The organism is Butyricimonas paravirosa (assembly GCF_032878955.1).
GTDB lineage: Bacteria > Bacteroidota > Bacteroidia > Bacteroidales > Marinifilaceae > Butyricimonas > Butyricimonas paravirosa.
In genome coordinates this window covers 4,827,575-4,853,726 of record NZ_CP043839.1, presented here as the reverse complement: position 1 = coordinate 4,853,726, position 26,152 = coordinate 4,827,575, and the positions used below count along the sequence as shown (strand labels likewise).

Genomic DNA, 26,152 nt, shown 5'->3' with positions numbered 1-26,152 from the left:
ATTCAGTGATTAATAATCACTAAATCTAAAATCACCAAATCATGAATTATGCAATCTAAAATTTAAAATCTAAAATCAAGAAATTAAAATGGGCATTGTAATTCTCGGTATTGAATCTTCTTGCGACGACACCTCGGCCGCTATACTAAAAGACGGGGTTGTGCTATCGAATGTTATTGCCAGTCAAAAGGTTCACGAGGCCTACGGGGGAGTCGTACCAGAATTAGCATCCCGGGCACACCAGCAAAACATTATCCCGGTGGTAGCGCAAGCTTTAAAACAAGCCGGAGTCTCAGAAGATGAAGTAAATGCAGTGGCCTTTACCAGAGGTCCCGGATTACTGGGCTCCCTCCTTGTGGGAACGTCCTTTGCCAAAGGATTCGCTATTGCCAAACAAATACCCATGATCGAGGTTAATCATTTGCAGGCACACATTCTCGCAAACTTCATCAAAGAACCGGGTGTGGAATCCCGTCACCCGAAATTCCCGTTCCTAACCCTACTCGTGTCCGGGGGAAACTCGCAGATTATTATCGTACGGGATTACCTGGACATGGAAGTTATCGGGCAGACCATTGATGACGCAGCGGGAGAAGCCTATGACAAATGTGCCAAGGTAATGGGACTCTCCTATCCCGGAGGTCCGGTAATCGACCGTTTGGCAAAAGAAGGTAACCCGGAAAGATTCACGTTCAACAAACCGAATATCCCCGGATTGGATTATAGTTTTAGCGGGCTGAAAACCTCGTTCCTGTACTTTATCCGGGATGAAATCAAAAACGACCCGGATTTCATACAACATAACCTCAACGATCTTTGTGCCTCACTGCAAAAAACGATCGTTGATATTCTCATGGCCAAATTGAAAAAAGCCGCTAAACAAACCGGGATCAAACAAATCGCCATTGGAGGCGGAGTATCAGCCAACTCCGGGTTACAAAAAGCCGTGTATGACGAAGGCGCCCGCCTCGGTTGGGAAGTTTTCATCCCCCGGTTGGGTTTCTCGCTGGATAACGCAGGGATGGTTGCCGTTACGGGATATTACAAATACCTGGCATCACAGTTTATCGGCTTGGAAGCCCCGGCAGATGCCCGCATGAGTTTGAGAAAAGTTTAGAGTTTAAAGTTTAAAATTAAAAATATGAAAGTTCTAGTTACTTACAACATTCCCCGCGAATCATTCGCCAAACTGGGAAAAGAACACACGATCACAATGCCGGAAGGCGAGTATTTCACCACGGAAGAATTAATCAAACTTGTTCCGGATTACGACGTTATTCTAGGCATCTTCACCCGCTCTATCGATAATGCGGTTATCGAGGCCGGGAAAAAGTTAAAAGTAATTAGCAATTTCGGTGTCGGTTACAACAACATCGACATCAAATTCGCCCGTTCCAAAGGAATCGCTGTTTGTAACACCCCGAAAGCCGTATGTTTCCCGACAGCAGAAATGGCCATGGGCCTCATGCTGAGTGCAGCTCGCCGAATTACCGAATGTGACCGCCGCATCCGGGTTGAAAAAGAAAGCATGTGGGGCGTTATGAAAAATCTCGGTTTCACGCTGGAAGGGCGCACGTTGGGAATTATCGGCATGGGGAATATCGGCAAAACAGTGGCTAAACTGGCAGAAGCATTCCGAATGAATGTTATTTACTACAATCACCGGAGTACAGTAGAAGGATACGAGAAAGTCGATCTTGACACGTTACTGAAAAGATCGGACTTCGTCTCCATTCATACCCCACTGACAGATGAAACCCGCCACATGATCGGGAAACGGGAAATCGAAATGATGAAACCGACAGCTATTCTGGTAAATACTGCTCGCGGGGCAGTCATTAACGAGAAGGAACTAGCCATCTGTTTACAAAATAAAACGATCGCCGGGGCCGCCTTGGACGTGTTCGAGGATGAACCCCATGTTACTGAAATGCTCTACGGCTTGGATAACGTGATCCTTGCCCCTCACAACGCTACAGGCACTATCGACACGCGCATTGCCACCGGGCAGGAAGCTGTTGATAACATCCTGAACTTCTTTAATGGTACACCCACTAATGTTGTAAATTAATGAAAACAATTATCACAATGCTGGTACTAACAGTATTAGGCGGCGCAGTCAGCGCCCAGAACATCAAATTACCCGCCCCGAAAAAGAGCGGGGGGAAAGCACTCATGGACTGTTTGAACGAACGGCAAACAGACCGTAATTTCGACTCGAAACAACTATCCTTACAAGACCTTTCCGACCTAGTGTGGGCAGCAAACGGTATTAACCGTCCGGAAAGCGGCAAACGAACAGTTCCCACCGCCACGAACTGGCAAGAAATGGTGCTTTACGTGGCCACGGCAGATGGAATCTATCGCTATAACGCAGAGAAACACGAACTGGAACTCGTGAAGAAAGGAGATTTCCGTAAAGAATGTGGTCCACAACCTTTCATGGGCGTCGCTCCCGTGTGTTTTATCTACACGGCCGACCATAACAAGGAAGGGCGAATCACGAACCCGGAACACCAGAAAGAATACTCTTACCACCATGCCGGCTACATGGCACAATCCGTTTATTTGGTTTGTGCAGCAAAAGATATGGCAACCGTGGTCATCGGTTCCGTGGATAAGGAAGAATTAGCCAAAGTCATCGGACTCCCGGCAAAACACATCGTTATCTACACGCAACCCGTGGGATACAAAAAGAAATGATTAAAACCGCCTTCGGGCGGTTTTCTTTTTCTCCTCTTAAAAAAATATTATTTATCCCTCCGACAAATACAATCTGCCAAATGATCGTTAATGAACCCCGCAGCCTGCAAATGGGCGTAGCAAATCGTGGTCCCGAAGAATTTAAAACCCCGCTTTTTCATGTCCTTACTCATGGCATCAGATTCAGGAGAAGACGCCGGAATCTCGCTTAAAGACCGAACGATATTGACAATCGGTTTCCTGTTGGAAAAAAACGACAGCGTGTAGTCATAAAAACTACCGAATTCCTTTTGAATATCAATAAATAGTCTTGCATTCGTAATTGTTGATTTGATTTTTAGACGATTTTTCACGATACTATCAAACTGCATCAACCGTTCAACATCTTCATCCGTCATTCGTGCTACCCGCTTGACATCAAAATCACAAAAGGCTTTGCGGTATCCCTCCCGTTTCCTAAGAATAGTTATCCAACTCAATCCGGCTTGAGCGCTCTCCAACACTAGAAACTCGAATAATTTCTTGTCGTCGGTCACCAATTTTCCCCACTCTTGATCATGGTATTTTACATACAGTTCGTCCGTTCCGCACCAACCGCAGCGTCCGTTTATTAAATCTTGCATAATTATAATATTTATAACACATTACAAATGTAGTTATTATTTCATCCATACATACAATTATCAAACGTAAGAATACTATTTACGCCATAAACTCCGTCAAACAACCCTCTGAACTCCTTTACATTATTAAAGAAATTAAATATCGACACGCAAAAAATCACCAAAAACTATTGCGCCAAAACCAAAAAGCTGTATATTTGCACCCGAAATAATTGTTCTTTGAACAAAGGGGAGATACCAAAGTGGCCAACTGGGGCTGACTGTAACTCAGCTGACATCGTCTTCGTAGGTTCGAATCCTGCTCTCCCCACTTATTCGCGGAAATAGCTCAGTCGATAGAGCACTAGCCTTCCAAGCTGGGGGTCGCGGGTTTGAGTCCCGTTTTCCGCTCTCATTTTAAAGCACTTACGATTGTAGGTGCTTTTTTTATTTCAGGCCATTTTCATGGTTTTTACCCCCTCATGTAAGCAATGATGTAAGCAAAATGAGCCCCCGTGTAAACCAAGATGTAAACCAAATCATTATCCGGCTCCCCGTGTGCGCGTTAAAATAAAAGAAGTAATGGTAATCCTACCGAGAATGAAGAGAGAAGGTACCTCTTTTTCGGATAGTGTTTCAAAAAGTGTGTAAATTCCTTCTTTTCTCATGACTGCAAAATTATAAATAGTTCAATAAAATAATCTTGATTCTAAAAAATTATAAATAGGATATTTATAAATATCTGCATTTTGGGCTACCGTTCCCATTAGGAGAATAACGGCTTGGGGGTTTGGCATGGCGCCCCTCATGTTGATGACCCTCTTGTAATCCCTGTTCAGCCTTTCGATCCAGTTTGTGGTGTAAATCATCCCCCTGATTTCCCTCTCGTACTTGAAGTAGGTGAAATAGAACCTGTACCTGTCGTGGCAATATCTTTTCAAAACGGGATAACTTTTCTGCCACCTGGCAATAAACTCTTTAAATTTTTCGAAAGCCTTTTCCGGGGAGATCTCCCACTGGTCGGGAGCGCAAACCTGCTTGAGTTCTTCCATGACCTGTTTCTTGTCCCTGGGCTTGACTTTCCCAGCTATATTCCTCTTCAGGTGCACGGTACATAATTGTAAATCTGCTTTTGGAAAGGTTTCTGCCAGCACGTTTTCAATACCGGGCAATCCATCACACACCAGGAGATCAATCACGGCCACGCCTCTTTCCTTGAGGTCTTCAAACACGTCCTTCCAGTTCGTGGCACTTTCCGTGGGGAAATTCACCACGGCCAGCACCTCGCGGGTTCGGTCTTCTTTCACCCCCAAAACCGTGTAGTAAGCCTCGTTGGAAACGGAATCATCACGACGGGTGAGGACATAGGTGGCATCGATGTAAATTATCGGGTAACGATTATCCAGTTCACGACCTAGCCAGGCATTTACATCCTCGCGGGCCGTGTTCAACAAGCGGCTAACCTGGCTTTTACTGTAATGTTTGCCGTAAAATTGCTCGTAAATTTTACCCACCTGTTCCGTGGTTAAACCGCTGCAATAAAGGCTACTCACTAGCTTTTGAGCCTCTTCTTCCTGGTCTTTTAGCACCCCCAGTAACATCGGGTAAAAATGGTTGTTACGACTACGCGGGACCCGAAGCTCGAAGACCTTACCGCCATGACATACTCGACGACCACGAAAACCGTTACTCACGTCACCACGTGTCTCGTTATGAAGATCACGTTCCGATAACATTAAACTCTCTAAACCTTGTTTAACCAAGCCTTGTAAACCTAGTTCACCGTTTGTGATTTCGGAAATTATTTCCGAGATTTGTTCATGTGTAAATTCCATAATTATTCATTTTTGAAAATTGCATTACAAAAATAATCAATTCGGAATTTACACACTTTTTGAAACACTATCCTTTTTCGAAACTGATTCAGAGCTTACTCGTGGCTCGTGCAGCCCGGATAGAATAAGCTCCGCTTAAGCTCTGAATAAGCAACGAATGAAAGGTAGCTTCTCGATTACTTCACGGTTAGATTACGCCTAGTTTTCTACATAAACTGGAAGGCTGAACAAAATAAATTCAGGCATGGTTCAATTCCAACAAGAGTTAATTCTGTTTACAATAAACTTTTTAAGATGAAATACAAGCAATGCAGGGTAAAATTTCATTAAGGATTCGATGTACTCGGGAATCAAAGACGTTCATGAGTGTCTTTAATATGTTTTTATGAATAATTTATGGGTGATTTTGGGATGGAGAGAAAATTTTATGCAAGATAAAAAAACTGTTTTCATCGAAACAACAACGCTTCTTGATCAGGTTGTATTAATCGGTTACATCTGATTCAAATCATGCAAATGCCAATCTTCTCTAATCATATCATAAGGGGCTGTGCCAGTTTGAACACAGCCCCTTTTACTAAATTGATGACGAGCTAAATCTAAGTAAGTTTTTTCAAAACTAACCACAATTGCGGAACCAGCAAAAACTTATTACACCTATTCACTTTGTAAATCAGCATCTTACATCTGAGTATTTTCTAGACACCTTCATCATTCTTTAAAGAAGAAACAGGAAAAAAGAAGTACCCTAAAGATCATATCAAATCCTTACAGGCACTTCATTGAATTTATCAATTATTCTCAACAACAAAATTCAATCCTACGTTCATACTTTCCGTTTTTTCCAAAGCCTCCGGCAAATTGGTCATAATTTCCTTTAGCGAAATATATATGGAATCACTTACGGGTATCAGTGTATCCTCTGAAATCAAGGTTCCCGCCAATTTTATAAAAGGGATCAATTGTTTAAAGAACTCTTCATTCAAATACATATACAAAGCATCTTGTGTCGCTTCAGTTCCTTCGGACAACTCGAAATGACAGGGGATTCCATTTATCAGAAGTTGCTGAAGAAGAACAACATCGATTGTTCCACCTGTTTCCATTTGATGCATAATCATTTCCAAGTTCGGGTAAACGCAACAAACATCATCCTTTACACGATAATGAGCCTGATTCAGATTCGATGTTTTCCAACTATCCTGTGTTTCGGCTCCATTCTCGCCTTGTTTCGACGCATTATATGTAGCAATAATATTTCCATCTTCCATGAATGTCACATCCTTCAAATATTTCGGCAACAATTTTTTCAATGTCGGTAGAGCAAACGTTACAATATTTTTTGTGGTCAACCTAAGACCCAGAGGTTTCCCTTCTACATTCCTTATTTGTGCCAACTGAACAGATTTACCATCAACAGTCATCCACGTCATGGCCATCGAGTTCTCTTTATTTAACAACCACTTACCGATTAAATCATTATTAAACTTTGCATTTACCTCCAATACTAATTTTCCATTCTCCACGCCACCCACGAAATCTATCGTACGACTATCATTTTCATCTTTTGTCGTAAATTTATAACCAGCATCATCCGAAATTAATTCAACATCCGAAAGAACAGTCTCCATTTCCCCCGGGATAACCCCATTCAATTTTAAAGTCGCTTTTATTCCATCTGCCGTATGAAATTCGACCGTCTTCCCAAAAAATTCGGAATTACTGTATTTCAAGTCTAACACGTTACCTGTACTAGCATTTGCATAAATCCCGTTCAAACTTTTTGGATTCATTCCATCATTGTCATCGCTACAAGCAAAAAAGGATGCAACACTGCACAATGCCATCAAAAATAAAAATACATTTTTCATTTTAGTATAATTTATAATTCCAAAAATGTTAACTTTTCGCCCCATCAAATACAATTTTCACCCCCAATAATTTAGGTATTATATAAACGGTTCCATCCAAATGAATATCGGTACCTTCTATTTTTCCCTCGTGTTCATAAGATAGAGAACCTTTTGTCCCCAGAGACACTTTACCTTCGCCTTCCAAAACAAATGCTTCACCCTCCTGACTTACCCGACAGGAAGAAGGGGTTAATTCCATCCCTTTCATCGGCATTTTGAAATCAACCAGTTCAATCGTTAACTCTTTATTCTTATTTTCTTTTATTTCCAATTTACAAGGTATTGGCCCGTCTGGAATCGGACTTTTCCCCGTGGAATCCGGTTTCACCATTTTCTTTAGATTTTCCGGAATCTGGAGTTCTGCCTGACCTTCATAAATACCCGGTACTTTAGAAATATCATCCACCCTCTTATCTCCACAACTGCGACAAGCAACCATCGTGTTGATCACAAAAGTAATCATCAAACAAACGCTACAAAAAAACAAAATTCTTTTCATACTAAATTTCTTATATTAGTTTCAACAATAACTTGATTCATACGCTCAAATCCAAATTTATTTTCATGAATAAAAAAGAGCAAATCAATTAAATTTCTCAAAGTAAGGATCTAACCTTTTCAGAATGCTAGGAGAATTAGCAAAATATCCCTGAATTCTCGTTTTCAATGCTAAAATTCGCTTGCTATCCACTTTCCCCTCTTTCACATTCACAAAATCCAAAGTCGACAACATAACCCATAAATCGTAATTCCATTTAGGAACCAACTGCTTGTCCAATCCAAACTCAAGACAAGAAACAATCTGTTTGGAATCCTCTGCAACACAAGCACCAAGCAATTTCAATTTATTCTGTAACCGTGCATCCGGCACCCAGTCCATAGAGGACCATTCTTTTGAAATTTGATTAAACAAATTTTTCATCGCTTTTTTATCGGCACCACCCTTCCGTTCGAATTCATTATCAAGAACTTTATGAAAATTTTTCAATAAATAATCATGTATTTTCTCTTCCCCTACATTTCTCTTAAATTCAGAATAGTGAGTAGTGACAAAATTAAACCCAGAAGATCCATAAGGTTGTCCTTCCGTCAAAAACCAGTAATCCGCTTGCAATCGGTCATGATCATCCAGCTTCCCTTTCAATACCTCCAATACCACTTTACTCTTTTCTTTTTCACCCGCACAAAGAAGGACCCAGTAATAATCCAACAATTGCCTTTTATTCATCGTCCCTTTTTCATACTGTTTATTTAGAAAATCAAGAGAAGTCTCCTCGTGTAGCCCTCTCTCGACCCAGCCAAGGAAAGAATTTAATGATCCGGCACCTCCGACTTTATGTTGTATACTTCCATCAGGACGTATAATAAAAAACGTTGGAAAACTCTTCACGTTAAATTGTTTTGCCAGTTCTATCCCTTCCCCCTTTTCCATATCATATTTGATATTCACGAAACGAGGATTGAAAAAATCACCGGCTTCCTTTTGGACAAAAACGGTATTCAACATTTTCTTGCAAGGCCCGCACCATGAGGTATAGCAATCCATAAACACGAGCTTATTTTCGGCTTTTGCTTTTGCTAAAGCCTCTTTAAAAGTTAAATCCTCAAATTTCACTCCTTCCTGAGCGTTCGTTACGACTCCTGTAAACATCATAACAAACAACAATAACCTAAATTTCATCATATCACACTTTATTATACATACAACATTCAAACATTATCTAGCTTTTCGAAAATTCCAAATGGCCCAAGTATTAAATACCACGATAAACACACCCAACGCCCCGATCTGAGGTAACACATGTCTCAACTCGCTACCGTAAGCAAAAAAAAGCCGCATCACTTCAATATAATAGCGCAATGGATTTATATCCGCAATAACCCTGGCCCAACCCGGCATACTATCTATCGGGGTCCACATCCCACACAATAAACAGATGATCAACAAAAAGAAAAAGCAAAGTAACATCGCCTGTTGCTGATTCCGACAGGCCGTAGAAATCAACACACCGAACCCGACCATTGAGACCAGGAAAAGAAAAGAAACCAGATAAATGCTCCAGTAACTACTCTGTGGAACAATCCCGTACATCACCCGCACGATAATCAACCCGAGGGTCAAAATCGCCATCCCGATCACCCATGAAGGTATAATTTTCGAAAAGATAAAAGCGCCTCGTTTAACCGGGCTCACGTTCATTTGCTCGATAGTACCACTCTCTTTCTCCGTCACGATATTCAACGCTGCCAATACCGTTCCGATAATACATACCAATATCGCCAAAAGAGAAGGAATCTGGTATAAACTAGATTCTCCATCCGGATTATAACGATGATTCACGATCATGTTAACTTGCTCAAACTCTCGATTCGCAGGCTTTTCCATAAACGGAACACTTACATCCGACACGCCCGAATTCATCATGACCCGGGGAACAACGATTTCCTCATTCGTTTCCCATTGATTCATTTTTGATAATTTTCGGAAAGACCCGGATTCTTTCGCCTGTAATGACACTATTGATCCCTCCTCCTGCCTCTTTACCTGATTAGACATCTCCTCGTGTGCTTGGGCCGTTCGAACTTGAGATTCCGCCTTTTCTTTAAATCGCTTTATCATTTCAGCTTGGGCCTCGGCCTCTACCCGGGCTAACACTTCCTCCTGTGATTCTATCCGAAAACCCGGTTGGAAACCAAAACCATCTGCATACTCCCCAATATACTGTCCCAGAATTTGCAAAAAATAAAATGATGAGAGTCCTGCTGTTACCCCATTCACGGCATCAATTTCCAACATAATGGGAGCCTCAACCCGCTCCATGATATTCTTTTCAAACCCTTTCGGGATTTCAAGAATCCCGGAAGTCTTACTTCTCTCCAAGACCTCCAGCCCTTCCTCGTAAGTATCCACGTAAGCCCCAATAGCAAATTGTTTCGAACTCGTCAGTTTTCGCAGGAAATTAGAGGAAGTTGTCGTCCGGTCATGATCCACCACGCTCAACGAAATTCGTGACGTACGCACTTTAGCCGCCGGCGGAAGAATAAACAACAGGATCACCGTGATTAAAAACAATATCAATAATATCGTCTTATCTCTGAATATCTGGATAAACTCCTTTTGTAATAAAAATCCTAGTATCCTCATGATAAGCGGTTTTTAAAACATTTAATACTAATAGCAATTAAAACCACGGTAATCACAACCAAACCGCACAATTCCGGATAAACGGCCTCCATTCCCAAACCTTTGATCATGATATTCCTCGCAGAGGAGATAAACAAGGTCACCGGCATGGCATGAACAATCACCTTCATCCCCATGGACAATGAATCCAAGGGAAAAATAAAACCGGATAATGTAATTGCCGGTAACATCAACCCTGCGATCGAAATAATTATCGCACTCCGTTGTGTTTTTGTCAGGACCGAAACCATGATTCCCAGCGCCAATGATGATAACGTGAAAATCGTACCGACAAAAAATAGTAAAAAGATATTTCCAGCCACGGGAACTTTTAACACGAAGACCGAAATCAACAAAATAACCACGATATTAATCATTCCGATGAGCAAATAAGGCATTAGTTTCGCCAAGATAATCACAGGTGGCCGTACAGGAGATACTAGTAACACTTCCATCGTTCCCGATTCCTTTTCTTTCACGATTGCCAGAGAGGCCATCATCGAACAAACCAACATCAACACGATACCGATCACACCCGGCACAAAATGAAAAGCACTATTCAGCCGGGGATTATAACGCATCTTCACCTCCGGAATAATCTGGATCGGTAATTCACGCCCCGCATTTATTTTTTGCTGGTACGTCAACAAGGTTGCCAGAATATAAGACTCCAACGTCGATGCATTAATCTGTAAACTAGCATCCATGATAACTTGCATATTTCCCTTTCCCGTTCTTTTAATCTCCCTCTCGAAACCGGGCATAAACACGAGTACCAGTGACAACTTTCCGGACTTAAACAATTCATCCACTTCCTGCATGGATGACACATATTCCACAATCTTAAAAGTAGAACTTGCATCAATCTCCGACACGATTTGCCTGCTCATCCGATCATTTGACATATCCAGCACAGCTGTTGGCATTTCCGTCAAACTGCTATTCAAAGCAAAACCGAATATCAATAATTGCGAGATAGGCAAAACCACCAGGACCAACAAGGTCTTCCTATCCCGTAGAATATGAAAAAATTCTTTTCGAGTGAAAGCCAAAAACTGATCTATAAACGTTTTCAATTTCATACCATCACTCCTTTCTTTGGGCTTTCCGAGCCAATAAATAAAAAACCTCCTGCATCCCCGGAACCTCGTACTGTTGCTTCAATGCCGAGGGTGAAGCCAATGCTTGAATCCGTCCATCCACCATGATCGACACCCGATCACAATACTCGGCTTCATCCATGTAATGCGTAGTCACGAAAACAGTAATACCTTCCGCAGCAGCCTGATATATCAACTCCCAAAACATCCTTCGCACGGCCGGGTCCACCCCTCCGGTCGGTTCATCCAAAAACACGATCTGAGGCTTGTGGAAGGTAGCCACGGAAAAAGCCAAACGCTGTTTCACCCCTTGTGGCAACAAACGTACAAGCGTATTCCGCTCGGACAAAAGCCCCAAGTATGCCAAAACGTCATCCATCTTGTTTAGAATCTCGGAACGCCGCATCCCGTAAATACCGCCATACAAACGTATATTTTCCTTTACCGTCAGACTTTCATACAACGAAAACTTCTGACTCATGTAACCGATCCGGCTCTTTATCTTTTCTGACTCCCGGAGGATATCGAACCCGACCACTCTTCCCGTTCCGAAAGTAGGTTTACTCAACCCGCACAACATACGCATAGCCGTCGTTTTCCCCGCCCCATTCGCACCTAAAAAGCCAAATATTTCCCCACGTTCCACGTAAAAACTGATATGATCTACTGCCGTGAAATTCCCGAATTTCTTTGCCAACCGTTCCACTTCAATAACCCGTTCCATCACTAATATCATTCGTTAACATCATAAAATAATCTTCTATCCCGGTTTTGATATCACGCCATTCCACGTCGGCATATCCAGCCTCTTTCAAAGATAACGTGAATTCCTCCACAGGAAAATCGTTCTCCTCAAAGGTCGTGTGCAGGGAATCACCAAACGTGAAACAAGAATAAACACCCGGTGTTTTCCGAATATCTTTCAACAAACGGTACATATCTCTTGCTCTAAAAGCAACTAACTTTTTGTCGTGTTTCCCGATCAATCGATTCGGCGTATCAACATCCAGTAAACCACCATGAAAAATCAACCCGATCCGGTCACACAAACGAGCCTCGTCCATATAAGGAGTTGACACGAAAACGGATATTCCGTCCTTGCTCAACCTCTTCAACACGTCCCAAAACTCTTTACGAGAGATCGGATCCACCCCTGTTGTCGGCTCATCCAAGAACAACACCCTGGGTTTATGAATCAAGGCACAACACAACCCTAGTTTCTGTTTCATTCCCCCGGACAAAGCTCCGGCCTTTCGATTCTTAAAAGGAGCCAATTGTTCGTATATATCCTTCACCTGGTCATAATTAGCCTGTATCGTAGTGTCGAACACACTGGCAAAAAAGCGTAAATTCTCCTCTACCGACAAATCCTGATACAAAGAAAACTTTCCCGGCATATACCCCACGATATTTCTCACTTCCCGGTATTGATTGATCACATCATATCCCCCGACTGTAGCCTTCCCTCCGGTAGGCAGAAGAAGGGTTGTCAAAATTCGAAATAACGTGCTTTTCCCTGCCCCATCCGGACCAATCAACCCGAAAATTTCCCCCTCTTTCACTTCTAGAGAGATATTTTTCAAGGCAACAATCTCTTTAAGTACCTGACGGTACTTCATATTTATATCTTCCGCTACAATCATATCTTCTGGATTACAATGCGTTAAATTTCACGTCCGCATACATCCCCACACGCAAAACACCATCATTTTCCACGTGAATTTTCACGGCGTATACCAGATTATCTCGCTCGTCCTGAGTATGTACAGTCTTGGGTACAAACTCCGCATCCGAGGCAATCCACGAAATCTTTCCCTGGTATTCCCGTTCTTCCCCTCCACCCAGTTGGGCAAACACCTGCACGGCATCCCCAACTTTCAGGCGGTTTGCCTGACTACCCTCTACATAAACCTGAAGATACATATTTTTCATGTCTCCAATCTTGTAAAGAGCCTTCACGGGAGCGGTAAGCTCTTTCTCTTCCGTGTACTTCGCTAAAACGACACCGGATATAGGATTCGTAATAATGCAACGACGAATCTGATCACTCACCTGATCCACCTTCAAAGCAATAGCTGCACTTTCTGCCTTGGCACTTGCGATCATCACTTCTGCTTGGTGAGTTTGTCCGGCTAAAGCGGAACGCCCTTCATCCACCATTGCTTTCACATCATCATACTGCTTTTGCGTTGCTGCCTTTCCTGCCAACAAGCGTTCCACCCGAGCCAACTCCTTTTCCCCTTTCTCCAATTTTAAACGATAAACTTCCAGCACCTTATCCAAATCCGGAATTCGTTCATTCACGGCTACAGCCGCTTGTTGCGCTTGCACTTTCAACCAATGTAACTGCATCGTGTCAATCACCCCCACCACTTTCCCCGCTTCAACATAGTCCCCTTCCATAATATCCAGACGCTCCACTCTTCCACTGATTTCCGACGAAACAACGATCTCCCTCGTTTCGAACATTCCCGAAACTAGACGTTCTTCAGTCTTATCTTTGCAACCAACTCCTAAACAAACTAAAACAACAATACTTAAAACCTTATTTTTCATCACTCAAATACTTTAAACTTTATCAATTCGCTTGAATTATGACTTTGTGAACTACAAGCCTAACGTTATTTTTTTCGAATAAATCATCATTTTCAACTCAACCTCACGTAGTAATTTCTCCTGTTGGGCAATCAACGCTTGATTCACATCAGTAATCAACTCCGAAATAGTATATACCCCATTAGCATACTTAACCTCTGATGCTTGCCGGATAGCCTCACGTAAATCGACCACCCGTTCGTCACTCTCCACCATTTCTCGTAACTTCCTAATTTCGGAATCCTGCATCAGGGCCTCCATTCTCGTGTTAAAAATAAAACTCTCCTGCTCAACCCTCACGCTCTCTTGCTGTATTTGTTTCAGCTTTCGATCATTCTTCAATGTATTCAATTTTCCAAAATTCCAGCTTAACATCACCCCCCCAATAAAATAAGGCTTGAAATCCCGATCAAAAGTATTCAGTCCTGATTTCCCGTAACCACCCGTGGCAAACAGACCTAACTTCGGCATATTCTCAGCATTCTGCATCTTTAAATCTGCCTCCAAGCGCTTGATCTTACTATCCAGATATTTCAACTCCGGCCGCTTGATTTCACCTTTTTCCAATTCTACTTCCAAGGGCATCTGTAATCTCGTCTCTTTGGATAATGGTCGGCGAATCAACATGGACAATACCCCTAGACAAGCCTCACGCTTAGCCTCCAATTCCATCCGTAACTGTCTGTACTTGATTCGTTCGACTTCTATCACATCCAAATCCGTTTCATAAACGACACCCTCTTTCAAAGCAACTTCTGCCCGAACGCGTAAACTATCCAAAATCTCGTCCGCCCGGTCTAATTGCTTTTCTTTCCCCTCTATCATTAATAAACCGAAATACAATTCTTTTACCTTATCCTTAATCTCGTATAACTGGGCGTCCAACCCCGCATGCATCATGTCGATTTCTCTTTTGGCTGCCTCTTTCCCCGCTTTCACCCTTCCCCCGGTCCACAAAGCCTGCTTCAACGACAACGACATATTATATCGATCCCGATCACTCACCGGTATCGACATTTCGGGAATGGACACCGGAATATTCACCGGCCCGTTTAGATCCATACTGATATTCACCTTTTCCGGCATTTTCAAATCCAATTCCATCCTCTCCGACTGCCACGAGGCTACTCCCGACAAACCGAACTCCGGCCGATAAACCCGGGCAATATTCGATAAGGTATACTCCTTGGCTTTCTCCAACAGATCGTGTTGTTTAATTGCCGGGTAATTCTCCATTGCCCATTGCTGACACTCCTCGATCGAGATACTTTTCTCTCGCAGGCTGTCTTTAACGACTTCCTGCCCTCGAAGCGAAACGCTCAACAACACGATACACACAAAAGGGAACATCCTCTTTCTCATAAGTTTCATTCTATTCATGTACACTTCACTTAAATTTTAATCTAGAACGAACATCTAGTAAAAATTGGGTACAGGAACTATACTATTTTCTAAAAAAAATCCCCACTTGGCAAACAGCCTCATGGGGATTTATCATATTACGGAATTATCTGTTATCCTTTAATAAACTGGATCAAACCACTTTTTTTCAACAATTCCACCAAAGCCTCGTAGCGTTTAATAAGTAGTTCATACTCACCATTCTCCACTCGAATTTCGGCATCTGTCTTCGTGTAAATCATGTTTATGAAAGAAGATAAATCTTCTAGGAAAGTAGGAAAATACACGCTATATTTATCATATTTCTTATAAAGTAATACGCCATATTTCCGAGGTTCATTCAAATCGAAATCGTATCCTTTCAATCCGGTCACGTAATTATACGATTTATTGATTTTTGCTATTTCAAAAAGATCATAATTATACCCCTCCAAATCCGGATTCTCTTTTGTCATGTCAAAATATGCACTAATTTCATCCGGATAAGAATTTTGGAAATAACGTAACAGCTCATATATCGCCAGATTCCATCCATATTTCACCTTTTCCGCCTCTGTCATCTCGCTCACGGAAATAAACTTATTCGTTCCCCTAGTACATGTATACCGGGTACTTAACACCAACACACCTAAATCTAAATAGAGAGAATCAGCCTTTTTTCCGCTTCCCGTAAGTAAGGTATCTACAAATAGAAAGGCAAGCGGTCCGTACTTTCCTTGATCAAGAGAAACACGCTCCTTCGAAAAATAAGGTTCCAACACATATTCATCAAGCAATTCCACCATTTGCCGTAACCTATTTTCATCTCGTTCTATAGAATAGACAGGGGCCGTCGTTCTATTCGTAAATATATACCCAGGTTTAAAAACCTCATAATACGTGTAAGGATTTCCCCCCTTATCATACCGAGTTTGAGACCCGATCGTATCACTATAAAAAATCGGGAATCCGGTTCGATCATAAACCTCATATATCAGGCGATCCAGCTCGCTAGCATTAGGATCATATTCTATAACATACCAGTTTTTTTCCATGTGTGAAGGAAACGCTTCATCATTATCTCCACAAGAACAAAACAACATCAAGGCTAAAAAACCTTCCAATAATATATTTATTTTCATCACATTATTCATAAAAAAGACAACTTTCTCTATCATTATTCACTATACTACCTTCCGTTTGTTCAATCTCCTGCGTCGGTATCGGCAACACCCATCCACCATCCGGATAATCCGGCAACTGATAATATCCCCTGTACACACCGGGTGTACTCTTATCCCCGTACGCGTAATCATAAACTACATGTTTGATGCTCTTCGTCTCCGGAAATTTGGAAGATACGGCATAACGTCTCAAATCAAACCATCGTTGTCCTTCAAAACAAAATTCCCGACGACGTTCCTTCCGAATTAACCGGATCAAGCTTTCTCCCGATTCCGTAATCGGTGCCAGATCAACAATCCGTTTTTTCATTAGTTTTTCCAATACATTGCGAGCCTCACCCTCACGGCCTGTCATCGCCAAAGCTTCCGCCAAATTCAAGTAAGCCTCTGATAACCGGAACGTAAAATTATCCGAAACGAACGAAAATTCCTCACTCGGCATACTGGCCCTCACCTTACGAGGAATATAAATCGTAAATCCCTCCACATCAATCGTATCTACCGATAACATCCACCTCTTATCTTTATTTTCATCAAATATTTGATGCAATTCATCAGAAATTCGGTACCCCGATATTCCATCTGTAGAATTCTCATACTCTCCTTTAAAAACAAAATTTGTGGAATGACTTCCTTGCGAGAAAATAATCTCGGGAGAATTCGCATCGATCCAACCGGTATCTTTCGTTACAGTCAAATCCTTCAATTGATATTTTTCCCGTGCAAGAACAGATTCACATAACGCCGGAACGGAATCCCATTGCCCCATATAACAATACACGCGACTCAGGAACAACTGGGCAGCACTCTTCGTGGCTCGCCGTACGGTTTTTGGTTCATAACCATCCAAATAATGAATAGCCTGTTTCAAATCCCGCACGATCTGGTGGTACACGCTATCCACAGGGCTTCGCTTGTAATCAATATCCTCTACGTATGGTGTCAACTTCAACGGGACACCCAAATCAGTGGCCGCGGAGATCGGATCATAAGGTTTCGCATAAATATTCACTAACAAATAATAATACGTGGCCCTTAAAAAATGACTCTGTCCGCGTATGATATTGCGATCCTCTTCTGTATCATGAGTAAACTCTTCCACTTTGTCCAAAATCACATTCGTCACCGCAATATGTTTATATAGACGTCCCCAAGTCGGGTCATTAAAAAGAACTCCTGCCTCATTAAAAGGATCCTTCTCCCATGTATAGAAAGGATTCAGCTTATAACGGGAATTGGTCTCCGTATAATTGCCTAGCACGACCTCCTCTACATCATCATCCATCACGTGCAACCAAGGAAAATAAGGTCCGCTAGCCGTTTTTATCGTAAATTTTGTATTATTGTATGCAACTTGATGCTCCATATAGCCGCTTCCCACCAATAACTCATTTAAATCACTACAAGAAGTTGCGTACGTATTCTCTTTCGAATCTTCTTCCAAGAAATCACTACATCCGGTTAGTCCCCAGAGACACATCCAAACTAAAAAATATACTTTTTTCATACACTTCATCTTTTAAAATGCCACATTAACACTTATAGTATACGTTGCAGGTACCGCCACGTTAATTTTAGACGAAGAACCGGATTGCGAAGTTGGGTCCTGTCCTCTCAATTCCTTTGCACTCCACGTGAACAAATTCGTCCCCGAAAGAGAAACATAAAGTGAACTTACGTTTAAACGTTTACACACTTGGTCAGAAAACACGTAACGTAAATTCAAACTCTGTAATTTCAAATAATTTCCACTCACGACCCGAATATCCGAATAATTATACATCTCCCAGATATTCTCCGCAAATGCATACGGCTCACCATTCCACCATGGGGTTAATGTTTCCGTATAAGCCGATGCGGACAACAATCCCGGTATATTCGTGTGCTTTTCGTCCCCCGAAGTCTGCCACCGCTTTACCATCTCTTTTCTTAGATTCTGAATAGGCTCAACGGCAGCACTCTTCGCTTGTGGATCATACAATTTTAGCAAACGAATTTTGGAACCGATACTATATGCTAGATTAAAATTCAACACGAAACCGTTCCATTGGATTGTATTGTTAATACCTCCTTGTAAATAAGGTACTCGGCACCCGGAATATCTCATCACCTTCGTAAATACCTTTGATTTTGGCATATCCACGTAATCTGCAAAATACTCCTCTCCCACACGAGCAAAAGTAGGACGGCCATCCTTCTGACTCAACCCCGTAAACTCATAAGAATAGAACGAATTAAGCGGCTTACCCGACACGTGAGCAGAACCATTTAAAAAATCCATATACGTGTAATCATCGTGTAACGGGTCATATTTATCCGTCTCAAGCACTTTGTTAATTAACTTATTTACAACTTGCCCTAATTGCGGGTCAATCCGCCACGAAAATCCTTTACGATTGCCACCAACGGCAGTATTAATCGGGTTAATATTTAACGCCACTTCTAGCCCCTGATTTTCTACCGTACCCTCGTTTACCGCATAAGAAGAAACCCCATTCACCTGTGCAACCTTCTTATTTAAAAAAGCATCTGTCGTTTTTTTGTAATAATAGGAAAACGAGCCATTCACCTTGTTATTAAACAAAGAAAAATCAATACTTGCATTTAAATTCATCGTTTTCTCCCAAGCCAAATCCGGATTTGGGAATGATTTAATTGTCGATGAAAACTCCCCGAAAGCCCCATTCAACTCTCCTTTCGTCAACTGTAACTTCGGACTTTGAGTGGAATGTGCCGTACCTTGATACCCAAAAGAAGCTTTCAACGCAAGATCATTCACCCAGTACACATCTTCCATTATATCCTGTTTCACATTCCAACGGCCGGATACAGACCAGATCGGCAAAAACTTCTCCCGGGACCGATCTCCAAACTTATTGCTATAATCCACACGCATATTGGCATTCAAAATATACAGATTTTTATAACTATAATTTATTGCACCATAAGCAGAAACCTGATTATTCAAATTATCCTTCAACACTCCCCGGGCATTTTGATCTGTTGCAAGCCAATTTATATAAGTTTTATACTTCTCCGTATCTACATTCCCGACGAGTAATCCCCGTTCCGGCTGATAACAGCGAAAAGTTTTGTTCAACCCCGTGTAATTTGATGATGACAACTCCCCCCCTGCCATAATTTGTACCAGATGATCATGATTCTCATCCAAAAACAAATTATAATTCACCTGTACACGTGCCATATAATTTTTGTTCCGTGTCTCGTTCCGTTTCAACTCCCCACCGTAAGGCAAGAGTGTTGCCGTCATCCATGAAGAAGATTCATAATGCCCTGCGGGATCCTTAAAATCCTTTTTAGCCAAATTCAAACAATAAAATGTATCCTCTCCATGATAAACATCCTCATTTGTATTTGAAATGGCATAAGAAAATGTCGTACTCAACTTTAAATCATCCAAAATATTATAATCCAATTGAGCAGAAAAATTAAGTGAATTCTTATCAATATTCTGGTAAGAATTATCACGCTCATTTAAAATATTAAACCAAGGTTTCCCATATCCACCTTGTTTGGGATAGAAATACAATGACCCGTCCTCGTTATACAATGGCACGGCACGGCTGGCATTGTGGGCATAATCTGCCAACCCCACGTCCGAAGGGGTGTGTTCTTGCTCCTGAACGTTCCCCCCCAATTTGAATTGGGCTTTAAAACGATTAAAATTTAAAGATACATTCATATTAGCCGTGTAACGATCCCCATTCTCTTTTCGTAACACACCATTCGAACGATTATACCCCACGGATGCATAATACTTTGCATTAGAGGAACCACCCGAAAACGATAGCGTGTGATTATGTGAAAAAGCATCCCGGTAAATGGCATCCAACCAGTCCATATTTAACGTTTCATAATACTCCGTGGCATCTTGGAATTCCTCGGGACTTAACAATCCGTTACGATAATCCTCGTAAGCTTTTTCATAACCGATCCACGTATTTTTATTCGGATAAGCCATCTGTTTTTCCAACAATTCTCTCGAAAACGCCACTCGTTCCGCTGAATTCATCACGTTCATTGTCCGGTCCGAATAACGAGGCCGGCGAGAATAAGTTCCACCGAAACTATATCTCACCATCGGGGGACCCACTTTACCTTGTTTCGTAGTAATCACGATCACACCATTAGCTGCCCTCGTTCCGTACAAAGCCGTCGCAGAAGCATCCTTTAACACGTCGATTTGCTCTATATCCTCCGGATTCAATCCAGATATGGCATTACCCAACAAATTCACGAAGTCCAAATCATTCAACTGACTAGGATCCACGTTCACCGGTTCCTCTTGAATAATCCCGTCAATCACCCACAAAGGCTCCTGTGATCCCATCACCGTGGAAGTTCCCCGGATCCGTAAACGCGGAGTTGCCCCCACTTGTCCTGAATTCTGCATAAAGATCATTCCCGGCACATGCCCTTCCAACATCTGGTCCAACGTCCGCATACCTGGAGCCATAATATCATCCATCTTAATCGTGGTCACGGAACTGGTTAACTGCCGCTTGTCAATCTTCAGATAACCGGCATTCACAACCACTTCTTCCAATTCTTCTGTACTATCTGACAATTTAACATTCAACGTTTTTTGTCCCGTGTACTTCACCTCTTTTGTCTCTTTACCTATAAACGAGAAACACAACACAACATCATCCCCATCCGGTAGTATAATCGTATATTTACCGTGAATATCTGTCGTCACCCCTTTCGACGTTCCCTTTACAATTACCGTCACTCCCGGTAACGTATCTTTTACATTCTGCCCGGTCACATACCCCGTAACTACTCTTTTTTGTTGTTGCTGTTGTTGGGCAACAACCTTCCTTAAAATAATCAGATTACTTTCGATCGTGTAAGTCAATTCTGTCCCACTTAATGCAATATCAAGAACTTCACGAATGGTCTTATCCCGGACATCCATCGTGATCCCCGTGACGGATTCCACCTCCGCGGCAGAGTAAATAAACGAAAAACCCGACTTTTGTTTTAGTAAATCCATCACTTCGATTAAGGATTTATGCTCTACCCGTAAGTCCAATTTCATGTCTTGTGCTGCAACGTTTGCGAAAAGCGCGCTCACTGACACCATCAAAAAAACAATAATTAGCTTCATTGTCCTCACCAATTTGATCAGTTCCGGATCGCCCCGGAACGAAGAAAACACATTCTTTTTTCCCATAAATTTATATTTGGTTCATAAAACACTAACACTTTCCCTCAAGGAACTCTGTTTACTGTTATCAAAACGAACACCTTCGATTTTATGGGTACATAAAACTAGCTTTTTTATTTCGAAAAACAAATTTTCACAAACAGAAACTACAACGAAAAAGCCGGAATAGTGACATTCCGGCTCCTCTATAAAATTAATTACTTATAGTAACATCATATTACTTTCACAAATATACTCGTGGGATTTCAGAATTCCCTTTACGATAATTCTCCACTTTGTATCACTTATCATTGCTACTTCTCTTCCCACGTGCCGTATCGAGTCGCTATATCATGTAAATAAACAAATTCATTTGTAACCCCAACAGAAAATTTCTTTGATGTCACCTCATATACATTTCGAAGTGGCGGTTCAAATGCTCCTTTCAACGAAGTAGCCACGTGTGGATAAGCCATGCCATTCTTCCCAATAAAACGGAAACGCAACTCTCGATTAAAAACTTCCGTCGCACCTCTAGGATTCCGACCTAAACATGCAGAAAAATTAGCCATAGGGATCGTGAAGTCAACCACGTAACTATTCCCTCCTGTATTCGTAAACATGGTTGAACTGACATATATGCCATAAGCATCCCAACCAGACTCGTAATTCTCGTCCTCATCCAAATCAACCCGCCACTTTTGAGGATATTCGTAAGTTCGCCACGGATCATCAAACAAAACGACTCCACTTAACTCTGCCATTGTCGAAAAAGAGCACCTTACATGTAAAGTATCGGCCTCCATCACTGAAAGCAGCGTGGATGTGGATGTCACGATAGCCGTATCAATTCCGGCCTTCGAAAGAATTTGTACCTCGTCTATCGTCACATCAAACGGATCGTAAGAATAATCATCATTAAACAACTGCGTCCCTTTCAAATACATGGCATCCCACACCATCAATCGTATTTTATCCGGTGTACCCGCAACAAAAGAACTACCGGAAGTAATTCTACTGGTATATTTTAAACAATTATAAGACGGCAACATAAAAGTAGGTCCGGATGCTGCAGTATTCGATCCAGCTCCTTGTACTTCAGTCGATCCCATCAACGACAAAAACGGGGAGTCCAACCCGGAATTACTCTCCGGCACAAAACACGCTTGACAAAACGCTTTTAATATATATCCCAAATCATACAAAAAACTAGCCCTAGCCCGCGGTGAATCAAAATACTTAATCTTAAACCGATCCGTGTCACTCCCAGCAAATACCATTCCTTGATCCGCACTCGGGTAGTAATGTTTCACAAAACTTCCCTCGTACGCTGGCATATACACCAAATAGTGATTACTCTTCTTCAACTCCGGACGTTGATTAAAATAATCCAACACCTCTTGTGCCATCTCCGGAAGATTCTTCTCCTGCATATCAATACAATTCCGAGTACTTTTGATAAAATGAATCTTCACGAAATCCGGATTTACATCGTTCACCTCCAACCCAAATTTAAACTTATCGGCAGCCTCTCCCGAAAGATGCATATAGCGGTTAATATTCTCATAAAAATAATTCTGCATATGCAGAGTTATTCCCGATAGACGATAATGCCAATCATCAAATTCCATCATATCTGCCGGTACATAATACACCACGTTCAAGGTATATTTTCTCTGTGCAGTATACGTCTCCCCTGGGGGTACAACGACCTCTTCACTTTCTGCATCTGCCTCTTTGTATACATCCGTGCAAGAAGAAATCACGAAAACGGATAATAAAACCCCTAACAAATATCCCACATTTTTTTTCATAATTCATTGGTTTATATTATTACGATAAAGTTACAATCTTCCTCTAAAACGAACAAAATAAAAAAACAGGGTACAACGATTGTAATTTTTATTCGATTTTTTAAAAAGTGGGCTGTCCCCAAAAGTCATTTTATTTCAAAAAACTCCTCCGTCACTAGTTCCGAAGACAGGGAGTATTTTCAGCTCTCCTTCTGTTTATAGAGGGAGTACCCCGAAGGGGGAGGGAGTTAAAAAAATGACTTTGGGAACAGCCCCTTTTAAAAAACACAAAAGAAACAACTATTATGACCTATTCCAACCGCATATAAGCATCAATCTCCTTAAACCTCTCCGACGAATAATCATCTAAAAGATATTTCCCGAAATGAAACCACATTTTTCGTCTAAAAAAATCCAGAGCCTTACCATGATATTTATGTCCCTGTCCCGGCAGAATAACCAAATCAAAATCTTTCCCGGCTTTAATCAAGGCATCCACCATCCGGAACGTGTTTGCCGGATGCACGTTATCATCAGCATCCCCAGCTACCAACAGCAAATGTCCTTTCAGACGCTCCGCCAATTCAATATTCGTCGGGATGTTCGGTTTCTCAAATTCCACCTTCTCTATCGTCACCGTGGAATCCTTACCCGTTACCGGATTTTTCACCTTTCTCTTCTCGGCAACCACCTTTTCCTTTATCCCGTGATGAGTTTCACCCCACCAGATATTATAAATATTATTATCGTGATTCCCGGCAGAAGAAACAGCCGCCCGGTAAAAATCCGGGTAAGTACAAATTGCCGCGGTGGACATAAAACCACCCCCGGAATGTCCGAAAATACCCACCCGGGAACCATCGATAAAAGAATAACGATCGGCTAACTGTTCAATCCCGTACTTATCATCCTCCAAAGGATAATCACGCAAATTGCCATAACCATACGTGTGATACCAACGATCCCGCAAAGGGCTTCCTCCCCTATGCCCGAAAGTCACCACGATAAAACCCACCTGCGCCAACGCCGCATTATTAAAGCCCGTTACAACACTAAACTCCAAGGGAATCGCCTCGGTCTGGGGCCCCGGGTAAACATAGGAGATAATAGGGTACTGCCTCGTGGAATCAAAATCCGCGGGTTTCCACATATACCCATACAAATCCGTCACGTTATCAGCCGCTTTCACCGTGAACATCTCCGGCATCTTCCATCCCGTTTCATAAAGACGGCTCAAATCAGGCGACGCCAATTCCAGCACGACCTTCCCGTCCGTATTTCTCAACACGCTGCGGGGTGCCATGTCAGCCCGAGAATAATTATCCACGAAATAACGTCCTCCGGTCAAAAAATGCACCTTATGCGTTGCTTGCTCCGGAGTTAACAACTTCACCCCACCCTTTCCATCCAGACGCACTTTATGCAGACGGGCAAAATAAGGGAATCCTTCTTTCTCCTGGCCATATGCCTCAAAATAGAGAGTCTGTCTTGCAGTATCTATTTTTACGACCTTTCCGGCAGTCCATCCCCCTGAAGTTATCGCATTCTTCAAATTGCCATTTTTATCGTAACGGTAATAATGCCCGTGCCCCGTACGTTCCGACCACCAAACAATCTCTTCTCCTTCGTACAACAAATGTAATTTAAACAATTGATCATTAAAATATGGCTCACATTTTTCATGAATGACCACTTTTACCTCTCCGGTCTCTGGGATAACCCGACAAAACTCCATCTCGTCACACGTACGTTTTTTACGTAAGAAATAAAGATTTTTCGTCGGTCTCCCAGCTTTATAAACAGTCAAGGTCTGGTCTTTCCATTTTTCAACAGGTAACTCCACTTCTTTTTTTTGCTCCACGCTAAAAAGATGCAATTCATTTCTTTGCACGTGTTCATCTCCCGGCATGGCAAACTTGTACTCGTTCAAAGTTGGGCGCCCTTTGCCCAATGTGTTAACCAGATATAAAGACGCCATTCCACGTTTATCCTCCCGTTCCACATAAAAATGCTTGGAATCAGCCATCCACTCGACATTGGCAGTTACCATCTTACCGGTTGTATCCCGATTCTTCCCAGCATAAGAATAATTGGGAACCCCGTCTGTTGTTAATTGAATTTCCACGGAATCCTCGATGAAAAACAAATACAAATTATGATTCTTGGCGTAAACCGTGCAACAGCTATCTGGAGAATACGTCCCGATCCACTTGGTAGACTTGACCGAATTTTTTTTAACTTGCTCTTGTTTTTTCTTCTTTCCCTTGATAGAATCAACCGGCATCATCTGGTTAGAGCATAAATCATAAAAAAAATCTACTTTTTCAGACGTGAATCGCATCGTCTTGCCATCCTCATCTAGACGAAATCCCGATATTTTCAGATTCTTATAATTTATTGGCTTATGCGTTACCCGGCTAATCTCTCCTGCCACGTATTTCCGATCAAACCACTCTCGATGTATCCTAGCCCCAGGGTCCACGAAATAATAGCGAACTCCCTCCCCGGTCTCGTACTTATACCAAAATTTATCCGTCCCTTTCAAAGAATTCGGCACGATAGTGGTCGTGCCAACTAACGATTCCAAATTTAAAAAACGTTCGGCTTGTCTATAATTAGCTTTTTGCCCTGTTGCCGTAAAAACGAGACAACAAGGCAGAAACCATAGAAAAAATTTTATCATCACGTGCTAC

General features: G+C 42.0%; 17 protein-coding genes, 2 tRNA genes and 1 pseudogene. 5 read left to right on the top strand and 15 right to left on the bottom strand.

Annotation, left to right across the window (positions count from 1 at the left end; all coding sequences use genetic code 11):
* The first annotated feature begins 88 nt into the window (after positions 1-88).
* The 3 genes from tsaD to F1644_RS19535 are packed head-to-tail and all read left to right on the top strand — an operon-like array spanning position 89 to position 2,703.
* On the top strand, positions 89-1,117 hold the full coding sequence (tsaD, locus tag F1644_RS19545; RefSeq protein WP_118304294.1) for a tRNA (adenosine(37)-N6)-threonylcarbamoyltransferase complex transferase subunit TsaD: 1,029 nt from the start codon (positions 89-91) through the stop codon (positions 1,115-1,117).
* 24 nt (positions 1,118-1,141) lie between these two features.
* Positions 1,142-2,071 (top strand): NAD(P)-dependent oxidoreductase, encoded by a 930-nt coding sequence (locus tag F1644_RS19540; RefSeq protein WP_118304295.1) that lies wholly within the window; start codon positions 1,142-1,144, stop codon positions 2,069-2,071.
* The gene (locus tag F1644_RS19535; protein ID WP_118304296.1) at positions 2,071-2,703 is read left to right on the top strand and encodes a SagB/ThcOx family dehydrogenase; all 633 of its coding nucleotides are present in this window, start codon (positions 2,071-2,073) and stop codon (positions 2,701-2,703) included. The genes F1644_RS19540 and F1644_RS19535 overlap by 1 nt, the downstream gene beginning before the upstream one ends.
* Positions 2,704-2,750: 47 nt before the next feature.
* Here F1644_RS19535 and F1644_RS19530 read toward each other — a convergent pair whose 3' ends face one another.
* Positions 2,751-3,326 carry a DNA-3-methyladenine glycosylase I gene (locus tag F1644_RS19530; RefSeq protein ID WP_118304297.1) on the bottom strand — a complete coding sequence of 192 codons (576 nt, stop codon included), beginning with the start codon at positions 3,324-3,326 and terminating at the stop codon, positions 2,751-2,753.
* Positions 3,327-3,554: 228 nt separating this feature from the next.
* Between F1644_RS19530 and F1644_RS19525 the strand changes: the two genes are divergently transcribed.
* Both F1644_RS19525 and F1644_RS19520 read left to right on the top strand, forming a co-directional pair.
* A tRNA-Tyr gene (locus F1644_RS19525) sits at positions 3,555-3,636 on the top strand.
* A 7-nt stretch (positions 3,637-3,643) separates the two neighbouring features.
* A tRNA-Gly gene (locus F1644_RS19520) sits at positions 3,644-3,716 on the top strand.
* Between the two features lie 278 nt (positions 3,717-3,994).
* On the opposite strand, the gene F1644_RS19515 is transcribed toward F1644_RS19520, so the two are convergent.
* From F1644_RS19515 to F1644_RS19445, 14 genes and pseudogenes are all read right to left on the bottom strand, one after another.
* Positions 3,995-5,140: an IS256 family transposase gene (locus F1644_RS19515; RefSeq protein WP_273493712.1), complete on the bottom strand. Its 1,146-nt coding sequence runs from the start codon at positions 5,138-5,140 to the stop codon at positions 3,995-3,997.
* Between the two features lie 791 nt (positions 5,141-5,931).
* Positions 5,932-7,011 (bottom strand): DUF4925 domain-containing protein, encoded by a 1,080-nt coding sequence (locus F1644_RS19510; protein WP_158571878.1) that lies wholly within the window; start codon positions 7,009-7,011, stop codon positions 5,932-5,934.
* 28 nt (positions 7,012-7,039) lie between these two features.
* Positions 7,040-7,552, bottom strand: a complete 513-nt coding sequence (locus F1644_RS19505; protein ID WP_147344471.1) for a hypothetical protein — start codon at positions 7,550-7,552, stop codon at positions 7,040-7,042.
* Between the two features lie 84 nt (positions 7,553-7,636).
* Positions 7,637-8,737 (bottom strand): thioredoxin family protein, encoded by a 1,101-nt coding sequence (locus tag F1644_RS19500; RefSeq protein ID WP_087422497.1) that lies wholly within the window; start codon positions 8,735-8,737, stop codon positions 7,637-7,639.
* A gap of 33 nt (positions 8,738-8,770) precedes the next feature.
* Entirely contained in the window at positions 8,771-10,198 is a 1,428-nt protein-coding gene (locus F1644_RS19495; RefSeq protein WP_087422498.1) for an ABC transporter permease, read from the bottom strand.
* Positions 10,195-11,319: an ABC transporter permease gene (locus F1644_RS19490; protein WP_087422499.1), complete on the bottom strand. Its 1,125-nt coding sequence runs from the start codon at positions 11,317-11,319 to the stop codon at positions 10,195-10,197. Before F1644_RS19490 ends, F1644_RS19495 begins: the two co-directional genes overlap by 4 nt.
* 4 nt (positions 11,320-11,323) lie before the next feature.
* A pseudogene (locus tag F1644_RS22750) lies at positions 11,324-12,956 on the bottom strand (ABC transporter ATP-binding protein); the annotation flags it as partial.
* 34 nt (positions 12,957-12,990) lie between these two features.
* The gene (locus F1644_RS19475; RefSeq protein WP_118304963.1) at positions 12,991-13,893 is read right to left on the bottom strand and encodes an HlyD family secretion protein; all 903 of its coding nucleotides are present in this window, start codon (positions 13,891-13,893) and stop codon (positions 12,991-12,993) included.
* Between the two features lie 51 nt (positions 13,894-13,944).
* Positions 13,945-15,294 carry a TolC family protein gene (locus F1644_RS19470; RefSeq protein ID WP_229128218.1) on the bottom strand — a complete coding sequence of 450 codons (1,350 nt, stop codon included), beginning with the start codon at positions 15,292-15,294 and terminating at the stop codon, positions 13,945-13,947.
* A 152-nt stretch (positions 15,295-15,446) separates the two neighbouring features.
* Positions 15,447-16,454, bottom strand: coding sequence for a hypothetical protein (locus F1644_RS19465; RefSeq protein ID WP_140402606.1), 1,008 nt, complete (start codon positions 16,452-16,454; stop codon positions 15,447-15,449).
* Positions 16,455-16,458: 4 nt separating this feature from the next.
* On the bottom strand, positions 16,459-18,003 hold the full coding sequence (locus F1644_RS19460; protein WP_158571879.1) for a RagB/SusD family nutrient uptake outer membrane protein: 1,545 nt from the start codon (positions 18,001-18,003) through the stop codon (positions 16,459-16,461).
* A gap of 12 nt (positions 18,004-18,015) precedes the next feature.
* Positions 18,016-21,693 carry a SusC/RagA family TonB-linked outer membrane protein gene (locus F1644_RS19455; RefSeq protein WP_118304961.1) on the bottom strand — a complete coding sequence of 1,226 codons (3,678 nt, stop codon included), beginning with the start codon at positions 21,691-21,693 and terminating at the stop codon, positions 18,016-18,018.
* Positions 21,694-21,980: 287 nt separating this feature from the next.
* Positions 21,981-23,480 (bottom strand): hypothetical protein, encoded by a 1,500-nt coding sequence (locus F1644_RS19450; RefSeq protein ID WP_118304960.1) that lies wholly within the window; start codon positions 23,478-23,480, stop codon positions 21,981-21,983.
* A gap of 289 nt (positions 23,481-23,769) precedes the next feature.
* A complete protein-coding gene (locus F1644_RS19445) occupies positions 23,770-26,142 on the bottom strand; it encodes a S9 family peptidase (RefSeq protein WP_118304959.1) in 2,373 nt (790 codons plus the stop codon).
* Positions 26,143-26,152 lie beyond the last annotated feature (10 nt).